Genomic DNA, 17,959 nt, shown 5'->3' with positions numbered 1-17,959 from the left:
AAAGGAGAAATATGAACACAGTATTAGAAAATATAAAAAAACGTAGGTCTATTAGAAAATATAAGGAGATGCAGATAGAGCAGGAAAAAATTGAAGCAATTATCGAAGCAGGGCTTTATGCTCCTAGTGGACACAATGCTCAACCATGGCATTTTACTGTATTACAAAATAAAGAGACAATAGATCAAATAAGTGTAGGAACAAAGGAAGCATTAAAAGATTGTGAAACACCACTATTTAGAAGAATGGCAAGAAATGAAAGTTTTCATATCTTATACGAAGCTCCTACAGTAATAGTAGTAGCTGGAAAAAAAGAGGGAGCTTATTCTATGAAGGCAGACTTAGGTGCTGCTACACAAAATATGCTTTTAGCTGCTGAATCATTGGGAGTTTCAACTTGTTGGATAGGATTGGTAGTTGAATATTTCAAAGGTGAAGAGAAAGAAAAAAGAAATGAAGAAATGGGAATTCCTGAAGGGTACGAAGTTCAATATGCGGTAACTTTAGGTTATTCGTCGTTAGAAGGAACTCCAAAGCCCCATGCAAGAAAAGAAAATACAGTAAATTATATTAAATAATTGAAAATTAGGATTGAAGAATTCAATATTGGTTAGATCTATAAAAAGTTTGATTTTTATAGTTTCAACCAAATTGGATAGAGGAGAATAAAAAATGGAAATAAAAAAATCTGATTTTGTAAAATCGGCAGTATTTGAAGCTGATTATCCAGAACCAATAAATAATTTAGAGTTTGCCTTTGTAGGTAGATCAAATGTAGGGAAATCATCTCTAATAAACAGTTTAACAAATAGAAAAAAAATGGCTAGAACATCAAAAACACCAGGAAGAACTCAACTGATAAACTACTTCATCATAAATGATGAAACTTATTTAGTAGACCTCCCTGGATATGGATTTGCCAAAGTTCCAAAAGCTATAAAAGAAGCTTGGGGAAATACTATGGAGAGATACCTAGCTTCTAAAAGAAATAAATTAGTATTTGTATTACTAGATATTAGAAGAGTTCCAAGTGGAGAAGACCTTGATATGTTAGAATGGTTAGATTATTATAACGTACCATATAAGATCATCTTTACTAAAGTAGATAAGATGTCTAATAATGAAAAATTTAAGCAGTTAAAAGATATTAAAAAGAAGATAGAATTTAAAAATAGTGATGTATTGTTCTATTCTGCACTTTCTCATAAAGGGAGAGAGGAATTAGCTGAATATTTAGATGAGGCTTTAGAAGAATATAAAAATCATGTTGCTCCTGTAATTGATCAGGAAGATGAAAATACAGAAGATTAAAAAAAAAGCTAACTATGGAATTTCCATGGTTAGCTTTTTTTAGTGTTACAAATTTTTAATGAATAAGAACTCTAATTCTATTTTATTAACTGGATGCAACGTCACGCTGCTTTTTTCTCAAAAATTCCCACTTGGTTTCAGCAGTGATAATAGCCATAAAGATAGCAGCTCCTCCTATAATCATCTTAAATGTAAGAATTTCTCCTAGAAGCATTATGGAAAAAAGTGTCCCAAAGAGTGCCTCTGTAGATAAGATAATAGCAGTTCTAGAAGCAGTGGTATGTTTTTGTGCTGTAGTCTGAAGGAAAAAAGCAATCATAGTACTAAAAATCCCAAGATAAACTACAGCTAAAATACCCGTAGACCCAACCTCTGTAGGAAGAGTTTCAAAGAAGAAACCAGACACAAAGGATAGGATAGCAGCGACAGCCATCTGTATAAGTGTGAGTAATGTTGTATCTACTTTTTTGCTGTAATACCCAGTCAAACTGATATGGCAGGCAAAACCAACGGCACAGATAAGAGACAAAGTGTCTCCAAACCCAAGGGCGAAGTTTCCATCAAAAGATAGGAATCCTATACCTAAGAAACACATTACAGCTGCAAGGAGTGACCACATATCGGGTTTTATTTTTGTTATTCCCCAAAAGATAAATGGAACCATAACGACATTGGTACCTGTTAAAAATGCATTTTTAGAAGCTGTTGTAAACTGCAGTCCCACTGTTTGGGTGGCAAAAGCAAAGAAGAGGAAAAAACCAACAATAGATCCCGCTATAAGATCTTTTTTTTCAATGTTCTTTATCCTTTTATAGAAAACAATCCCCATAATAACTGCTGCAATCAAGAATCTGAATGCCATCATATAAAATGGTCCCAGTCCGCTGTCCAGTGCCATCTTAGAAGCAGTAAATCCTGAACCCCATATGATAGCTACAATAACAAGGGTAAGGTCTGCTATTATATGTTTTTTGTTTTTTTCCATTATCTTTCCTCCTTTTGAAAGTTATTTTGGATCTTTATTTTATAATAGAGTATACCCTATTATAAGTTTATTGTGATATTGATATAAGTAAATTAAACTCCAAAATCTTTCTATTCCTTTTATTTTACCTTTATATCTATGAAAAGATACTTAGTTTCCTTGGCGGCAGCGACATCAAGGGTTCCTTGATCAATTTTTTCTGAGAATTCATTTAATCTATTCATAGATAGGCATTCCTTATTTGTTTTTGTACAAACCTAGTTATATATTTAATGGTTTAGCTTTACCTTCTTTTTCTAACTGTTCTAACTTCTTATTAAATGAGAACAGTATTCCTGCAATAACTAATAGATATATTACTATAGAAATAAATGCCTCTAATGCCCCCATTTTTTCAACGAATAATTGAACATATCCACTTAACTTACTCGCGACCATTACTGATAAGAAAAACACAGACATCATCAATCCTTTAAGTCTAGACGGAGCTAATTTGTCTACCATAGAATACGCTATTGGTGAGAATGATAATTCACCCATTGTCATTAATACTATAAATCCGATCAACCATAATATAGAAGCTTTTCCTCCTCCAATAGTTTGAAGCATGGATACAGCCATCAATGCGAATGCTGAAGCTAATAATACGAAACCTATAGTTATCTTAGTAGCCATATTAAAATCTCCATTCTTGGTAGTTGCCTTCCATTGCCAAAACTTAGCAAATACTCCAGCTAATACTACACATAATATCGCATTTAATGTATCCATCCATGTAAGGGGGATTTCAAAGCCGCCATATGTTAACTGTATGTGATTTCTAGCATATAATACTACTGATAATGCATTTTGATAATATGCAATCCAAAAGAAACTAGCTACAAATGATACGATACATATAACTAATACATTTTTCTTCTCTGCTTCGGTAAGTGGTTCTTTGACACCATTCTTTTTCTTCGCTGCTAATGGTTTAATCCCCTTTCCATTAAGGCACGAGTTCTGTAATGTCGATAATAATATAGTAGCTAATAATAGAACCATTGATGTAGTTAAGAATACATATTTATAACCATATATCGCTACCGATCCGTCAGTATTAAATGTAGCCATCCATTTAGTAGCTATAAGACCACATACTAAAGTTCCTATGAATATACCTACATTAATATATGAGTATACTATAGAGAATCCTGCATCTTTCAGACTTTCTTCATCTTCATCATACATGAGTCCAAGAAGGTTTAATAAATTTCCTTTGTATAGTCCAGCTCCTAATGCTACTAATCCTGTCATTATATAAATACCATTAATACTATTATATACAAATCCTGTGAAATATCCTATGGTACACAATATAAATCCTATCAATGTAGTCTTTCTAAATCCTAGAACATTATCTGCTAACCACCCACCTAACATAGGTGTAAGATATGCAAGAGCCATATATGTTGCTAAAATAGAAGCCCCCTGTGCGTTCATGAGTCCCAATCCACCATGTTCAATTCCTGCTACCATAAATAATAACATTACTATTCTACTTCCATAATACCCAAAATTAGAACACATCATTAATGATCCTAATAAGTATAAACCTTTCGGTTGTTTTTTCTTATCCATTTTCTCTCCCCCATTTAATTTTTTAAATATTATGTTCAACTTCTCGTTATTCTTTTAATGCTCCACCTAATATCCCAGATATAAATTGTTTTTGAAGGATCAAAAATATTGCAATAACAGGGAGAGTAGATAAACTAGCTCCTAAAAGTACTTGTCCATAATCAACTCTAGAGAGACCAACAAGAGATGAAAGAGCTACTGGTAAAGTCTTCATACTAGAATCATTGAGAACGATAAGTTGCCACATGAAGTTACCCCATTGAGCCATAAACATATATATTCCAAGTGCTGCAATAGATGGTCTCATAGTAGGAAGAACTATCTTATAGAAAATAGCAAACTCTCCACAACCGTCTATTCTAGCTGCTTCAATAAGTGAATCAGGCACTTTTAACATATTCTGACGCATTAAAAATATACCGAAGGCACTGGCAATTCCAGGAATAATAACAGCTTTATATGAATTTAACCATCCAAAAGCTTTCATAATATCAAAAAGAGGTATCATAGTAGCCTGTCCCGGGAGCATCATAGTTAAAAGGATAGCTCCAAATAAATAATTTCTGCCTTTAAATTCAAATTTTGCAAAGGCATAACCAGTAATACTACTAAGGGCCAGGGTAAATATAGTGTATGTTATAGCTACAAAGAATGAATTAAAGATAACTCTTTGGAGATCAATTTGTTCATTTAAGGCAGTTAGGTTTTTCATAAAACTTTTCCCAGGAACCATCTTAGGCGGGAATGAAAATATATCTGCTGAGGAGTTAGTTGCACCTATAAACATCCAATAGAATGGGAAAAGTGAAACAATAACTCCTATTATAATTATACTGTAACTTAATATTGTTTTTATTTTATTTTTAGAGTCCACCATTATCTTTTCCTCCTGCTTTCATTTGTATAAAGGACATGATAGCTGTGATTATTAAAAGTACAACTGAGATTGCTGATGCATATCCAAAATTTAAATTCATAAATCCTTGATTATACAGGTAAAGTCCTAAAGATATAGTTGAGTTACTAGGACCACCCTTAGTAAGGATAAATGGTTCGCTGAATAGGTTAATAGTACCTATTGTAGACATGAGCATAGAAAATAAGATGATTGGCTTCATTTGAGGGACCGTTATATGGAGAAATTGTTGAAATTTTGAAGCACCGTCAATTTCTGCAGCTTCATATAATGTATCTGAAATCCCCTGTAAACCAGCAAGCATGATGATCATATTATACCCAGTCCATCTCCAAGTAAGAGCCACCATGATGGATACTTTGGCCCAAAAAGGATGAATCAACCAAGGGATAGACTCTATTCCTAATATAGATAAAAGATAGTTTAATAGCCCTTTATCGCTTAAAAAAAGTGAAAATATTATGGAATATGCAATCATCTCTGTTACAGAGGGCAGAAAAAATGCAATCCTGAATTGAGATTTCCATTTAATAATCTTTGAGTTTAAAGCAACTGCTAAAATCAAAGATAACGTAGACATAAGGGGAACCTGTATCAGAAGGTATGTAAAGGTATTTGAAAGAGCCTTAAAGAAAATAGCGTCTGAAAAAAGCCTTTGATAATTTGAAATACCAGAAAAAACATAACTGCCTCTTTGATAGCTATAAAAACTCAATAAGATTGTCCTAAAAAAAGGATACAGGGTAAATAATAGAAAGAGTGCTACTGCTGGAGCTATAAAATAATAGGGAGCAGTTCTCTTATTTAGTTTGAATTTAGAGAGAAGGTTAGTCCTTCTCTCCTTTTCTCTTATGATACTTATATCCATGAAATCCTCCTAATTAGCAATAGATCTACCAGTTGCAGTTTTTATAGCTTCTGCTGCACCTTTTAATACTTTATCAACGTCAGCATTTCCAGTGAGTACAGCTGCTTGAGCATCCAATAAATAGTCACTGGCTTCAGAATCATCTTCAGTACCATATTTTTTATTGATCAAAGGAACCATGTCAGCGAAAAGCTCAGATACTTTTTGACCTGCAAAATATGGATCCCCTTTTTTAAAATACTCATCTTCAAAAGCTGGTAAATATGAAGGAAAAAGATCATACTTTTTATACATCATAACTTGATTTTCCTTCGTAGCGACAGCATTCTTAATGAATTCCCATGCTAATTCACCATTTTTAGATTGAGAAGGGATAGCTAAAGACGCTCCACCTGCATAACTTACTCTTTTACCACCCTTTTCAAAATTAGGGATGGGAATAATTCCCCATTTACCATTTTGTTCTGGCATCTGGTCTTTTAGAGTTCCCCCCCACCATCCACCATATAAGACAGTAGCTACTTCGTTATTTTTAGTAGCGATAACTAAAGTATTCCAAGAGTCAGCATTATATGAAATACCTTCATCGATAAATTTTTTCTGCATTTTTAAAGCTTTTATATTACTTTTATCTGCCACAGTGATCTGTCCCTCGTTGTTAAAACTTCCAGATCCAAGAGAATTGACCATCATAGAATGGATAGCGGTTCCCTTAGCATAGTTGATAGGGATCATCTTAACCCCTGGATTAGCAGCTTGTACTTTTTTACCAGCTTCTATAAAATCATCCCAAGTTTTTATATTATTTGGGTCTATTCCTGCATTTTCAAAAAAATCTCTTCTGTAGAATATACCGGCAGGAGCTGAGTCCCATGGAAGCGCATAGAGTTTGTTTTCATACATACCCAGCTGCCACTTACTTGGATCGAAGTCATTTTTAAAATCAGTAGTAACCTTTGTAAGATCGTAAAATCCATTTGGGAAATTAGGTGGATACTTTATAAAAGCATCAGTTTCAATAGTCATAATATCGGGTAAACCTGTGTTAGAATTTAAACCGATAGTTAATTTTTGATATGTGTCGCCAGTCCCTACTTCCTCTACAGTAACTTTTACATTAGGATACTTTTCATTAAAACTAGGGATGGTATCCTTAAGTCCTAGTGCTGCTACGTCCCATGACCAAATTTTTAGTTCAGCTTTTATGTCGCTCTTGATCACTTCCCCTGTTATTTCTGAATTTTCTACAGGCTTAGAGCCACCGCAACCAGTTAAAAATACAACAAGTAATCCTACAATTAAATAAAATATTTTTTTCATTTTGTTTCTCCCCCTTTTTATTTTAGTAAAAAAATTAGTATAATTTTACCTATATTTCGATTATAGTTCTTATTAACTTCAATGTCAATAACTTTATAAAAATTATTACAATCCCTTTAAATAGTGCTCACTAATTGGAGATTTAAGATTTTTTGTTTATTTTTAACAGGAATTAAAATAATTTTTTAAACTACTATTTAAATATATAACTTGACAATGAAGGAAACATAAAATACAATAATGTAAAATATTTACTAAAATTTTTACTTGAGGAGGGGGATATATGTTAGATTGGGAAAATCAAAATCTTTTGCATAAAAATAGGATGGAGGCTCGAGCTGATTTTTATACTTATGGAAATAGAGAGGCTGCACTTAGATCTATGAGGGGCAGATCAGAGGGGTTTAAATTATTAAATGGTATATGGAAATTTTCATATTATGAAAATCCAAAATTCGTACCTTCAAATTTTTATACAGAGGAATTTGATAGTAGTAAATTAGATGATATAGAAGTTCCTAGCTGCTGGCAATTAAAAGGTTATGGTCAGATGCAATATACAGATGAGGGTTATCCCTTTACTGTAAATGCTCCCTATGTACCTAGTGAAAATCCAACAGGGATCTATATAAGAGAATTTTATCTGAGTAAAGATGAGGTAGAAAAACAAAATATTATTAGATTTGATGGAGTAGATTCTATTTTTTATCTATATATAAATGGTAAAGAAGTAGGAATGAGCAAGGGAAGCAGGCTGACTGCTGAATTTGATATTACAGATTACGTTAGAGAGGGAATGAATAAAATTGTTGTTAAAGTTTTACAGTGGTCAGATGCTTCCTATATAGAGGATCAGGATATGTGGTGGCTATCAGGAATATTTAGAGATATTTTTATTGTATCTAGAGATAAAATCTCTATCCATGATCTCTTTGTCAAAACTCATTTAGATTCAAAATATGAGGATGCTAAATTAGAAATAAATTTAGAATTAAAAAACCTAATGGAAGCTGTAGAAGTAGAAATAGAATATACATTGTTAGATGAAAAAAATAAAGTTATAGCAGCAGATAAAAAAACTACGATGTTAGGTAAAGAGGGATCATTAAAAAATCTAATGGACATAAAAAAACCATTAAAATGGACAGCTGAAACTCCTAATTTATATAATTTATTAATAACTCTTAGATTTGAGGGGACAGAAAAAGTTGTACCCCAAAGAGTCGGTTTTAGAAAAATTGAATTAAAAGATGGAAATTTTTATTTAAATGGTGAATATTTCATGTTAAAAGGTGTAAACAGACATGATCATGATCCTAAAACTGGAAGGACAGTATCTAGAGAGAGGATAAAAAAAGATCTCCTTCTCATGAAACAGCATAATATAAATGCAGTTAGAACTGCCCACTATCCAAATGATCCATATTTTTACGACCTCTGTGATGAATTAGGTCTATATGTAATGGCTGAAACAGACTTGGAATCTCATGGATTTATGTGGGTAAAAGATCTATCGAGATTAACTACAGATCCTACTTGGAAAGATGCATACGTTGAAAGGATCGAAAGGGCGTTTCACAGGGAAAAAAATCATGCGTCTATAATATTTTGGTCTATGGGAAATGAATCAGGATTTGGAGACAATATGAAAGCTATGGTGGCAAGGTGCAGGGAGTTAGATGACACGAGACTCATTCATTATGAGGAAGATAGGGAAGGAGAGGTAGTGGATATAATTTCTACCATGTATTCTAGAGTTCATAAGATGGATGAATATGGGAAAGATCCACATCCAAAGCCTAGAGTTATCTGTGAGTATGCTCATGCTATGGGAAATGGTCCTGGAGGTCTAAAAGAATATCAGGATATATTTTATAAGTATAAATCAATTCAAGGTGGATTTGTCTGGGAATGGATAGATCATGGAATAGAAGCGGTAGATGAAAATGGAGATACTTACTATCTATATGGAGGAGATTATGGAGATTATCCAAATAACTCAAATTTTTGTATAGACGGCCTTGTATTTCCAAACCAAAAACCTTCTCCAGGTTTAATTGAATATAAAAAAGTTATAGAACCTGTAAAAATAAGTGAGGAAAACTTAGAACTAGGAGAGGTAAAAGTAAGGAATATGTATGACTTTATATCGTTGGATCACTTAGAATTAAAGTGGGAAGTGGTAGCCGGTGAAACTCTTTTAAAGAGTGGAGTAGCAGATATAGATGGCATCTCTCCGGGGATGGAGGGGATAGTAAAGGTTCCTATTACATATATAGATATAAATTTAGTCAATACAGACTATTATCTAAATTTTTCTATAGTGACTAAAAAAACTTCTTCTTGGGCTGTAGGTGGGCATGAATTGACAAGGGAACAGTTACTGTTACCTTTTAAATTAGAAGGAGAATATTCAAAAAAAACAAAGAAAGATATCAGATTTGAAATTACTGAAAATGAGTTTGAACTTTTAGTTCAAGGGGAAGACTTTCAAGCTAAATTTTGTAAGGTAAGGGGAAAACTTCTAAATTATAAATTAAAGGGGAGAGAAGTCATAGAAAAAGCGCCATTTTTCAATATGTGGAGAGCCCCTATAGACAACGATATGTATATCAAGGAAATTTGGACAAAGAATTACTTCAAACAGATGCAGGAATCAGTTAGGAGTATAGAGACAGAAGTTAGGAATGAATATATAGAATTAAGGATGACAGCTAGGGTAGCGCCTCCAGTATTTGAATATGGATATGATATTAATTATAGATACAGGATATATAATACAGGTATTTTGGAGATAGGTCTTGACGGAATACCTAAAAATGAATTCCCAACAATGATTCCTAAGTTAGGATTACAGTTAGGTATAAATAAAAGTTATGAGAATGTATCTTGGTATGGAAGGGGAGAGGGAGAGTCATATAGTGATTCTAAACTTGCCAATCAATTTGGGGTATATAGAAAAACTGTAGACGAATTGTTTACTAACTACGTATATCCTCAAGAAAATGGAAACAGGACAGATACAAATTGGGCTGCCTTTACCACTCAAAAGGGAGATGGATTTTTTGTTAAATCAGATAGGAGTATAGATTTTTCAGCACATTTTTATACAATGGAAGATTTAGAGAGTGCAACTCATTCAAATAAGTTGAAAAAAAGGGATTTTATAACTCTCAACTTAGACTATGCTCAAAATGGTTTAGGAAGTAACAGTTGTGGGCAGGAGCAGCTTCCAATTCATAGATTAGATGCAAAAGAATTTAAATACAATATGATTTTTGTACCGTTCTCTAAAGATGAAATAGATGAAGGGGAGTTAGATAGAAGATATAGAGTGTAAATAAAAAACCAGACTTTGTAGATACAGAGTCTGGTTTTTATTATGATCTAGAAAATTATACCCGCAAAGGGCATTACTAAAATCTAGATTGTGTCTGTCTAGATGTAACGTCACGTTACTGATTTATTTAGAGCTGTTTCTTAAAATTAATTTAGTCGGAACTAATATTTTTAAAGGAATCTCTCTATTCATCTCTAATTTTTGAAACATAAGTTCTACAGCTTCAATCCCCATAAATTCAGAATGAATTCTGACAGTTGAAAGGGAAGGGAAAGTAAATTTAGCATTTGGAATATCGTTTACACTGATAATAGACAGATCATTTGGAATATTGATGGCATTTTCATTGAAAGCTTTTAATGCTCCAATTGCCATAGAATCATTTGCGATAAACAAAGCTTCAGGAATATTTTTTTCTTGGATAATCTTAGATGCCAAATTATACCCATCAAGAGTAGTAAAACTTCCAATATATATATCTTTTTCAGAGATTACACCTTTAAACTTTCCATATTCTCTAAAAGTACTTTCCCTAGAGTCCATATTAATGGTGCCATCATAGGCTGTATCTTGTCCCCCAATAAATCCAATCCTATTATATCCAATTTTAATAAAATAATTTATTACATTTTCTACAATTTTACGCAAATCCACTACTACTGAATCAAACTTCTCTTCATCAGGACAAGAATCGACAAATATAATATTTTTTGAAATTAAATTTAATTCTTTGATCTCTGCTGGGGTAAACCATCCAACTGCAATAATTCCATCTACTCTGTGCAATTTTTTAGTGGTGGAATCATCTATATCAGGGTAGTATGATTTCACTATATCAAACCCTCTTTTTTTACACTGATTTTCAATTCCAAATTTAATGGAACGGTAGTAGGAGTCTTCTAATTCTACTTTTTCACTATGACTAAAAACTACACCTACTTTATATTTTCTTTGTATTTTTTTATCTAAATATCGTTCAGCTATAGTTTTATAGCCTAATTCTTTGGCGATATTAAAAATTTTAATCCTTGTTTCTTCCTTAACACTTATATTTTTATCTTCATTTAAGACTCTTGATATAGTTGCAGGAGATACACCTACCTTTTCAGCTATTTCTTTGAGTGTGGCCATATACAGTCCTCCAGTAAAAGTTTTATTATTATAGTAATTATTATACCTTTAATTAATCATTAATTCAATGGAAGCTTTTAAATATAATGGATTAAAAAGGTAAAATTTTTACTATATTGAGGTTACTAGAGATAATAGGTATCCACCTAACAATAAAAAAGAAAGTTTTTCCTTTTTATAATATAAGCTTATACTGAAGATACCTTGAATTAAAATAGCTGCACCGACAACAGAAAAGTTAAAACCTCCTAAATAGTTGTAGAGACTCCCCTTAGATAGAAATTCAACTACCATAAGGGTAGCCAGGTTAAATAAGTTACTCCCTAGGATATTTCCCATAGCCATCTGAAAATCCCCTTTTTTTACCGCTTCTGTAGAAACTATCAATTCTGGAAGGGAGGTAGAGACAGCCAATAAAAAACCTCCTATTATTGATTGGCCAAGGACAATACCCATTATAGGTGTAACAGCTAATTTATCCGCAGTCTGGGATAAGACATACCCTAAAATAACTACCCCTATAGAATCGATTAAAAATATTTTTAATGGTTTCATTACTTTCGTATAATCAATCTTCTTTTTTTCCTCCTCATTACTACCCTGGGATTTCATGAAGAAGATATAACCTCCAAAGATAAAAAGGATAAATGGACTTTGTCCTAAAAGCTGAACCTCTTTAAAGAATGAACCCAATATGAAGATACTGCTTAAAAATAAAGTAAGAAGAGATAACTTTAATCCCTCTTTTCTATCGATATTTTTTATGAAAACAAACTTTCTTAAGATAATAACATCCAGGATAAAAATTATAAAGAGATTAAAAGTATTGCTCCCAAAAATATTAGCTATAGCCATAGTCTGGTTCCCTAGATTAGTAGATGTGATCCCGGTAACCAACTCAGGCAAGGATGTGATAGATGCAAGTAAAACTACTCCTACCCACGAGGATTCCATTCCCAGAGATTTCCCTAAGTTATCCCCTGAATGAGTGAGTCTTTTAGCGAAAAATACCATCCCACCAGCAACAATAAAAAATAATATTAAATAAACCATATTTATTCCTCCTTTTGTAGATCAAAATAAAAAAAGAGACTTCTGTTAGAAAAAAATTCTAACAAAAGTCTCACCATATACTTTAGTATATTGATAGGTCCAGGCTTTTAGAGCCATGCATGTTGAACCTACCTGCTCTATTGAGCCGGTTACTCCCCTTTGATCATTATTATAAGAAATAGTACCATATTGAACTTTTATAATCAATAAGTATTTTTAAAGAAGTATCCATTTATTCATGTTTCTTATTTAGCTAATCTATAGATAGCTTCTACATAGATCTTTAATAGTGTATCTAACTTGCTGATCTCTAAATACTCATTTTTTTGGTGCATATTGTCCTCTTGATCGTGTAATAATGCTCCAAATGCTACACCATTATCTACGGCTCTGGCATATGTTCCCCCACCGATAGCTACAGGTTCAGCATCTGCATCTCCTGTGATCTCTTTGTATACGTCCATAAGTGTTTTTACTAAGACAGTGTCTTTAGGAGAATAAAGTGCATTGGTGTGGCTCTTTACAGTTAATTCAAAATTATTTTCTGCAGCAGCTTTTTCTAACCCTTCTAAAACAGCTTCTTTTTTAGTTGTTACAGGGTATCTCATATCGATGCTTAATTCTACCTTACCATCCTGGATAGATACTTTTCCAATGTTTAAACTTAATTTTCCAGAGTCTGCATCTTCAAATCCAATTCCCATAGAAACACCGTTGTACTCCATTCCTATCTTAGAGTTATAGAAAGTTACAAATTCAGAGATCTCTCCTAAATCTACTCCTTCTAAAGTTCCCATCAATGCAGATATAGCATTATATCCACTTTGTGGTCTAGCTCCATGAGATGATTTACCATAAGAGATTAATTTTCCATCTTTGATTTCCATCTTATATTCATTGTTTTCATTGTATTCTTTTATTTTAGCTTCTAAAGTGTTTAAAAGTTCAGCTGGGAATGTCATTTCACAACTTTCTGCTACGGAGTTAAATGCTTTTCCACCTTCGATAGTGATGTTTTTAGTATCGATATTTTTAGTCATAGTCACCTGCATAATTCCTTTTTCTGCAAATGTAACTGGAAAACTTGAATCAGGAGTAAATGCTAAAGTTGGTTGCGGCATCTTTAGAGTACCAAAGTAGTGGTCCATACATCCCCAGTTAGTTTCTTCGTTAGCTCCTAAGATCATTCTAATTTTCTTGTTTAGCTTTAATCCAGAATCTTTTAATGCTTTCATAGCATACATACACATGATCATAGGACCCTTGTCGTCTAAAGTTCCTCTACCATAGATCTTACCGTCAGCAATAATTCCACCATATGGATCGTGATCCCATCCTTCCCCTTCAGGTACTACATCTACATGTCCAAGGATAGCTAGAGTTTCCTCTCCATCTCCGAAATCAATATGACCAGCATAGTTATCAAAGTTAGTAGATTCAAATCCTAATGTTTCTCCTAACTCTAAAAAGTGAGCTAAGGCCTTTGCAGGTCCTTCTCCAAATGGCATCCCAGGTAAAGCAGCTTCCTCTACACTCTTAATTCTAATAGCTTCCTGTATTGATTTTACTACGTCATCTTTATAGTTTAATACTTTATCTTGTAACATTTAAAACACCCCTTCGATTTAATTATTTATTCCATTAACTTTTTTTCATATTTTACCCTCTTAGTATATAACCTATTTTCGTTTTTTTCAAGGGTTATAATTCATTTTCTTCGTAAAAAGTACAATTATTATAGGAGTATTTTATATAATCATTCTATTTTTTCATTATTTTTTAATTTTTCTCTCCCTGTGTTTTTATAAAAATTATTCAAATTTATTATGGTTAATATCAGACTCATTGACTCTTCTTTTATTAAATTTATTTAAATTATTTTTTATAGAATTTAATATAATTATATATTCGTCTACTTTTTTTTCAGGAAACTCCTCAAACATAATACTTCCTAGGAGTTCTAAAATTTCATTAAAACTTTTATAGATCTCCACACCTTTATCTGTCAGGTAAACTTGTTTTTTATTTAAATCAGCTTCTACTTTATATATGATCTTTTTTTTCTCTAAACTGCTGATGTGTTTTATTGTAAGGGTTTTGCTCATGTGGAGAGATTTTGCTATCTCATACTGGGTTAGTCCTTCTGCCTCATAGATCAGCTTGATATATACACTTTCTGCCTTGGTTATCCCTAACAATTTTAATCTTTCTTTGGCCGTATAATTTATTTCTTTATCAATAGATGAAAATATTTTAACCAGTCCAGCAAATTTACTTGTTATTTTCTCCATAATTCCTCCATGATTTTTGTTATATTAATGAATATTAGCACAAATAATTAAAAATTCAAAACGAGTTATTGGTAGGGATATTTTTTTATTTCAAATTAAAGGATGAAGTATTCACCCGTTTTCAGAGGAGATAAATTTTGTTAGAATTTTTTCATAAAACTTAGATTTATAAAAATTAATTGATAGAATAAGGAGGAAAAGATGAAAAAGATGAAGTTTGCAATAGTGGCACTGATGCTAGTAGCAGTTACTGGATGTAATGAGACTAAGACAGAGGTTAAAGGAGAGGAGAAAACAGAGGTTAGCTCTGCCCATTTTGATCCAAAGGGAAAGGGTGCATCAAAATATACAATTGAAAAATGGGAGGAGCAAAAAAATAAACTACCATTTGAAGATAAGAGAGATTTTGATGAGCAGAGAAAAGGGTTTATAGCTGCCCCAGATTATAGGGAAATTAAAGATAAAGACGGAAAAGTAGTTTGGAATATAGGAAGTTATGATTATTTATTAAAAGAAGGGGAAGATTATAAATCAATTCATCCCTCATTACAGAGACAAGCAATTCTTAATATGAACTATGGTTTGTATAAGGTAGCAGACGGGATTTATCAGGTTAGAGGTTTTGACTTAGCAAATATAACATTTGTTAAAGGTGATACAGGGTGGATAGTAATGGACCCTTTGACATCACCAGAGACTTCATCAGCAGCACTTAAATTTGTCAATGAGCAGTTAGGAGAACGTCCTGTAGTAGCAGTAATATATTCACATTCCCATGCAGATCATTTTGGAGGCGCTAGAGGTGTAGTTGACGAAAAGGATGTAAAGAGTGGAAAGGTAAAAGTAATTGCTCCAGTTGGATTTATGGAACATGCTGTATCTGAAAACCTTGCTACAGGAAATGCTATGAATCGTCGTTTATTCTTCCAATATGGTGTACTTTTACCGTCAGATCCTCATGGCCATGTAGACCAATCAATAGGAAAAAACATATCAAAGGGTCAGGTTGGATTAGTAGCTCCAAATGTAACAGTTTCAAAGCACATAGAAAATATGACTGTAGATGGCGTAAAAATGGTATTCCAAAACACCCCTGGAACAGAGGCACCATCGGAAATGAATACTTATTTCCCAGAAACAAAAACTTTCTGGGCAGCAGAAAATATAACTGCAACAATTCATAATATCTATACATTGAGAGGAGCATTAGTAAGAGATGCATTATTATGGTCAAAGAACATTGATCAAGCTCTATATATGTTTGGACAAGATGCAGAAGTAATGATGGCATCCCATACTTGGCCTAGATTTGGAAATGACAGGATTCAAGAAGTTATGAGAGATCAGAGAGATACCTATGCCAATCTAAATAATGGAGTATTAAATTTAGCAAATAAAGGTGTAACAATCAACGAAGTTCATAATGAATATGAGGTTCCTGAAAGTCTTCAAAATAAATGGAGTGCAAGAAGTTATCACGGATCAGTAGAGCATAACAGTAGAGCTGTAATAAATAGATACTTAGGATACTGGGATGCCAATCCAGCTACATTGATTCCACTATCTCCATCAGATTCAGCACCGCTATATGTAGAGATGATGGGTGGAAGTAAGGAAATTATTAAAAAAGGACAAGAACTATATGATGCTGGGAAATACAAATTAGCTCAGGAAATATTAAATAAATTAGTATATGCAGAGCCTGAAAATCAGGAAGCAAAAGATCTCTTGGCAGATGTGTTTGAACAAATAGGATATCAGCAGGAGAGTCCAAGTGTAAGAAATAGTTTCTTAGAAGGGGCTTATGAACTTAGAAATGGTATACCAACAGGAGGTTCTGTAGATACAACTGGACCTGACTTTATTAAGGGGATGGAAACAGAATCATGGATAGATTTCTTATCAATTAGATTGAATAGTAAAAAAATCGGAGATACTAAGTTCGTTGCTAATCTAAAGACACCGGATAATAATGAGGAATATATTGTAGAGTTAAATAACTCAACTTTGACAACAATAAAAGGGTTTCAACATAAAGGTCCTACATTCACTATTACAGTAGATAGAAAGGATTTGAATCCTGTATTGATGGGTCAAAAAACGATTGAGCAATTGATAGAAGAAGGTATCGCAAAGAGTACAGGAGATATATCAGCAATAAAAAAAGTAAGAGAATCTTTAGATACATTTGAAAAAGGATTTGAAATCTTACCAGGGACTAAAAAATAAAAGTTAAAAATAAAAAATAAGAAGCATGAGTAAATTCTCATGCTTTTTATATCTACAATGAAATTATTAAGAACATTGAAAAATAAAATTTTATAAAAATAGAATTTACAATAAATTATCTTTAGAATAGTCAGATAAACCCAATGTTCTTTGACTTTTATTTTTTAACCAATTTTTTAATTTTTTTATATTTTCTAAAAATTTTTCAGGATCATCTATTCCAATTTCTTCGACAGCTTCATTAAAAAATAATACTCTCATTTGTAAAAGCTGAGTTACAATATTTTTTCCTTTTTCAGTTAGAAAAATCGACTTCTTTCTTTTCTCTATTTTAATTTGAATAAGATCCATATCATGCATTTTATTTATTCTATTTCGAGTAGATTTTTTATCTAGATTATAATTTTTTATCAAAAAATATTGATGAGCACCTTTATTTATGTCAATTCTCTGCAAAAGAAAACATCACCTTTATTTAGATTGAACTTTGCGACTTCCTTATTAATAATATATTCTAATTCAATATTAATAGTGATCATACTTTCAAAAAAATCTAAATGATTTTTTAAATTGTTATTATTTTTCATCATATCCTCCTTACTATGGGGAGCCCCCCCACTAGAGTTTTTTTTTCTTATATTTTACTATTAATGTAATCTATAAGAATTAAATTGTCAATAAAATTAAACAGGAGGAATAAAATGAAAAAACATTGATTAGGTATGGGATTAAAGAATATTATATCAGTTGAGGAAGGTTGGAACACATTGATGAGATTTTATGTTCCCAATATAGAATCAGTTGAAAATTATAAATTGCCTGAATTAAAGTTAGTTGAAATAAAGCAATTTTTAGGTTCTTATAGAAGGTTGAAAATAAATAATTAAGGAGATGG

16 protein-coding genes are annotated in these 17,959 nt (G+C 32.3%); 5 read left to right on the top strand and 11 right to left on the bottom strand.

Annotation, left to right across the window (positions count from 1 at the left end; all coding sequences use genetic code 11):
- Positions 1-11: 11 nt before the first annotated feature.
- Both K337_RS0108270 and yihA read left to right on the top strand, forming a co-directional pair.
- Entirely contained in the window at positions 12-578 is a 567-nt protein-coding gene (locus K337_RS0108270; protein ID WP_028856181.1) for a nitroreductase family protein, read from the top strand.
- Between the two features lie 94 nt (positions 579-672).
- Positions 673-1,311 (top strand): ribosome biogenesis GTP-binding protein YihA/YsxC, encoded by a 639-nt coding sequence (gene yihA, locus K337_RS0108265; protein ID WP_028856180.1) that lies wholly within the window; start codon positions 673-675, stop codon positions 1,309-1,311.
- An 85-nt stretch (positions 1,312-1,396) separates the two neighbouring features.
- Here the strand turns inward: yihA and K337_RS0108260 are convergent, their stop codons facing one another.
- The 5 genes from K337_RS0108260 to K337_RS0108235 all read right to left on the bottom strand — a co-directional run bounded on the left by K337_RS0108260 (position 1,397) and on the right by K337_RS0108235 (position 7,020).
- Positions 1,397-2,296, bottom strand: a complete 900-nt coding sequence (locus K337_RS0108260) for a DMT family transporter (protein WP_028856179.1) — start codon at positions 2,294-2,296, stop codon at positions 1,397-1,399.
- Positions 2,297-2,557: 261 nt separating this feature from the next.
- A complete protein-coding gene (locus tag K337_RS18060; RefSeq protein WP_051251678.1) occupies positions 2,558-3,916 on the bottom strand; it encodes a peptide MFS transporter in 1,359 nt (452 codons plus the stop codon).
- A 46-nt stretch (positions 3,917-3,962) separates the two neighbouring features.
- Entirely contained in the window at positions 3,963-4,793 is an 831-nt protein-coding gene (locus tag K337_RS0108245; RefSeq protein WP_211226086.1) for a carbohydrate ABC transporter permease, read from the bottom strand.
- Positions 4,780-5,700, bottom strand: coding sequence for a carbohydrate ABC transporter permease (locus K337_RS0108240; RefSeq protein ID WP_037029271.1), 921 nt, complete (start codon positions 5,698-5,700; stop codon positions 4,780-4,782). Before K337_RS0108240 ends, K337_RS0108245 begins: the two co-directional genes overlap by 14 nt.
- Positions 5,701-5,709: 9 nt before the next feature.
- Entirely contained in the window at positions 5,710-7,020 is a 1,311-nt protein-coding gene (locus K337_RS0108235; RefSeq protein ID WP_028856176.1) for an ABC transporter substrate-binding protein, read from the bottom strand.
- A 283-nt stretch (positions 7,021-7,303) separates the two neighbouring features.
- Between K337_RS0108235 and ebgA the strand changes: the two genes are divergently transcribed.
- Complete coding sequence (gene ebgA / locus K337_RS0108230; protein ID WP_028856175.1) at positions 7,304-10,360, top strand: beta-galactosidase subunit alpha; 3,057 nt, start codon at positions 7,304-7,306, stop codon at positions 10,358-10,360.
- 123 nt (positions 10,361-10,483) lie between these two features.
- On the opposite strand, the gene ebgR is transcribed toward ebgA, so the two are convergent.
- The 4 genes from ebgR to K337_RS0108210 all read right to left on the bottom strand — a co-directional run bounded on the left by ebgR (position 10,484) and on the right by K337_RS0108210 (position 14,835).
- Positions 10,484-11,491 (bottom strand): transcriptional regulator EbgR, encoded by a 1,008-nt coding sequence (ebgR, locus tag K337_RS0108225; RefSeq protein ID WP_028856174.1) that lies wholly within the window; start codon positions 11,489-11,491, stop codon positions 10,484-10,486.
- A gap of 111 nt (positions 11,492-11,602) precedes the next feature.
- Positions 11,603-12,544, bottom strand: a complete 942-nt coding sequence (locus K337_RS0108220) for a sodium:calcium antiporter (RefSeq protein WP_028856173.1) — start codon at positions 12,542-12,544, stop codon at positions 11,603-11,605.
- 245 nt (positions 12,545-12,789) lie between these two features.
- Positions 12,790-14,151, bottom strand: a complete 1,362-nt coding sequence (gene pepV / locus K337_RS0108215) for a dipeptidase PepV (protein WP_028856172.1) — start codon at positions 14,149-14,151, stop codon at positions 12,790-12,792.
- Between the two features lie 204 nt (positions 14,152-14,355).
- Positions 14,356-14,835 (bottom strand): MarR family winged helix-turn-helix transcriptional regulator, encoded by a 480-nt coding sequence (locus K337_RS0108210; protein ID WP_028856171.1) that lies wholly within the window; start codon positions 14,833-14,835, stop codon positions 14,356-14,358.
- Positions 14,836-15,036: 201 nt separating this feature from the next.
- Between K337_RS0108210 and K337_RS0108205 the strand changes: the two genes are divergently transcribed.
- Positions 15,037-17,064 carry an alkyl/aryl-sulfatase gene (locus tag K337_RS0108205; protein WP_211226085.1) on the top strand — a complete coding sequence of 676 codons (2,028 nt, stop codon included), beginning with the start codon at positions 15,037-15,039 and terminating at the stop codon, positions 17,062-17,064.
- A 105-nt stretch (positions 17,065-17,169) separates the two neighbouring features.
- Here K337_RS0108205 and K337_RS0108200 read toward each other — a convergent pair whose 3' ends face one another.
- The gene (locus K337_RS0108200; RefSeq protein WP_169712884.1) at positions 17,170-17,478 is read right to left on the bottom strand and encodes a hypothetical protein; all 309 of its coding nucleotides are present in this window, start codon (positions 17,476-17,478) and stop codon (positions 17,170-17,172) included.
- Between the two features lie 23 nt (positions 17,479-17,501).
- Positions 17,502-17,651, bottom strand: coding sequence for a hypothetical protein (locus tag K337_RS19825; protein ID WP_156877345.1), 150 nt, complete (start codon positions 17,649-17,651; stop codon positions 17,502-17,504).
- 135 nt (positions 17,652-17,786) lie between these two features.
- Between K337_RS19825 and K337_RS19820 the strand changes: the two genes are divergently transcribed.
- Positions 17,787-17,951 carry a hypothetical protein gene (locus K337_RS19820; RefSeq protein ID WP_156877344.1) on the top strand — a complete coding sequence of 55 codons (165 nt, stop codon included), beginning with the start codon at positions 17,787-17,789 and terminating at the stop codon, positions 17,949-17,951.
- The last annotated feature ends 8 nt before the right edge of the window (positions 17,952-17,959 follow it).

The sequence above is a fragment of the Psychrilyobacter atlanticus DSM 19335 genome, assembly GCF_000426625.1.
GTDB classification, from domain to species: Bacteria; Fusobacteriota; Fusobacteriia; order Fusobacteriales; family Fusobacteriaceae; genus Psychrilyobacter; species Psychrilyobacter atlanticus.
Note: the sequence above shows the minus strand (reverse complement) of the source record. Positions and strands in the feature narration are given on the sequence as shown.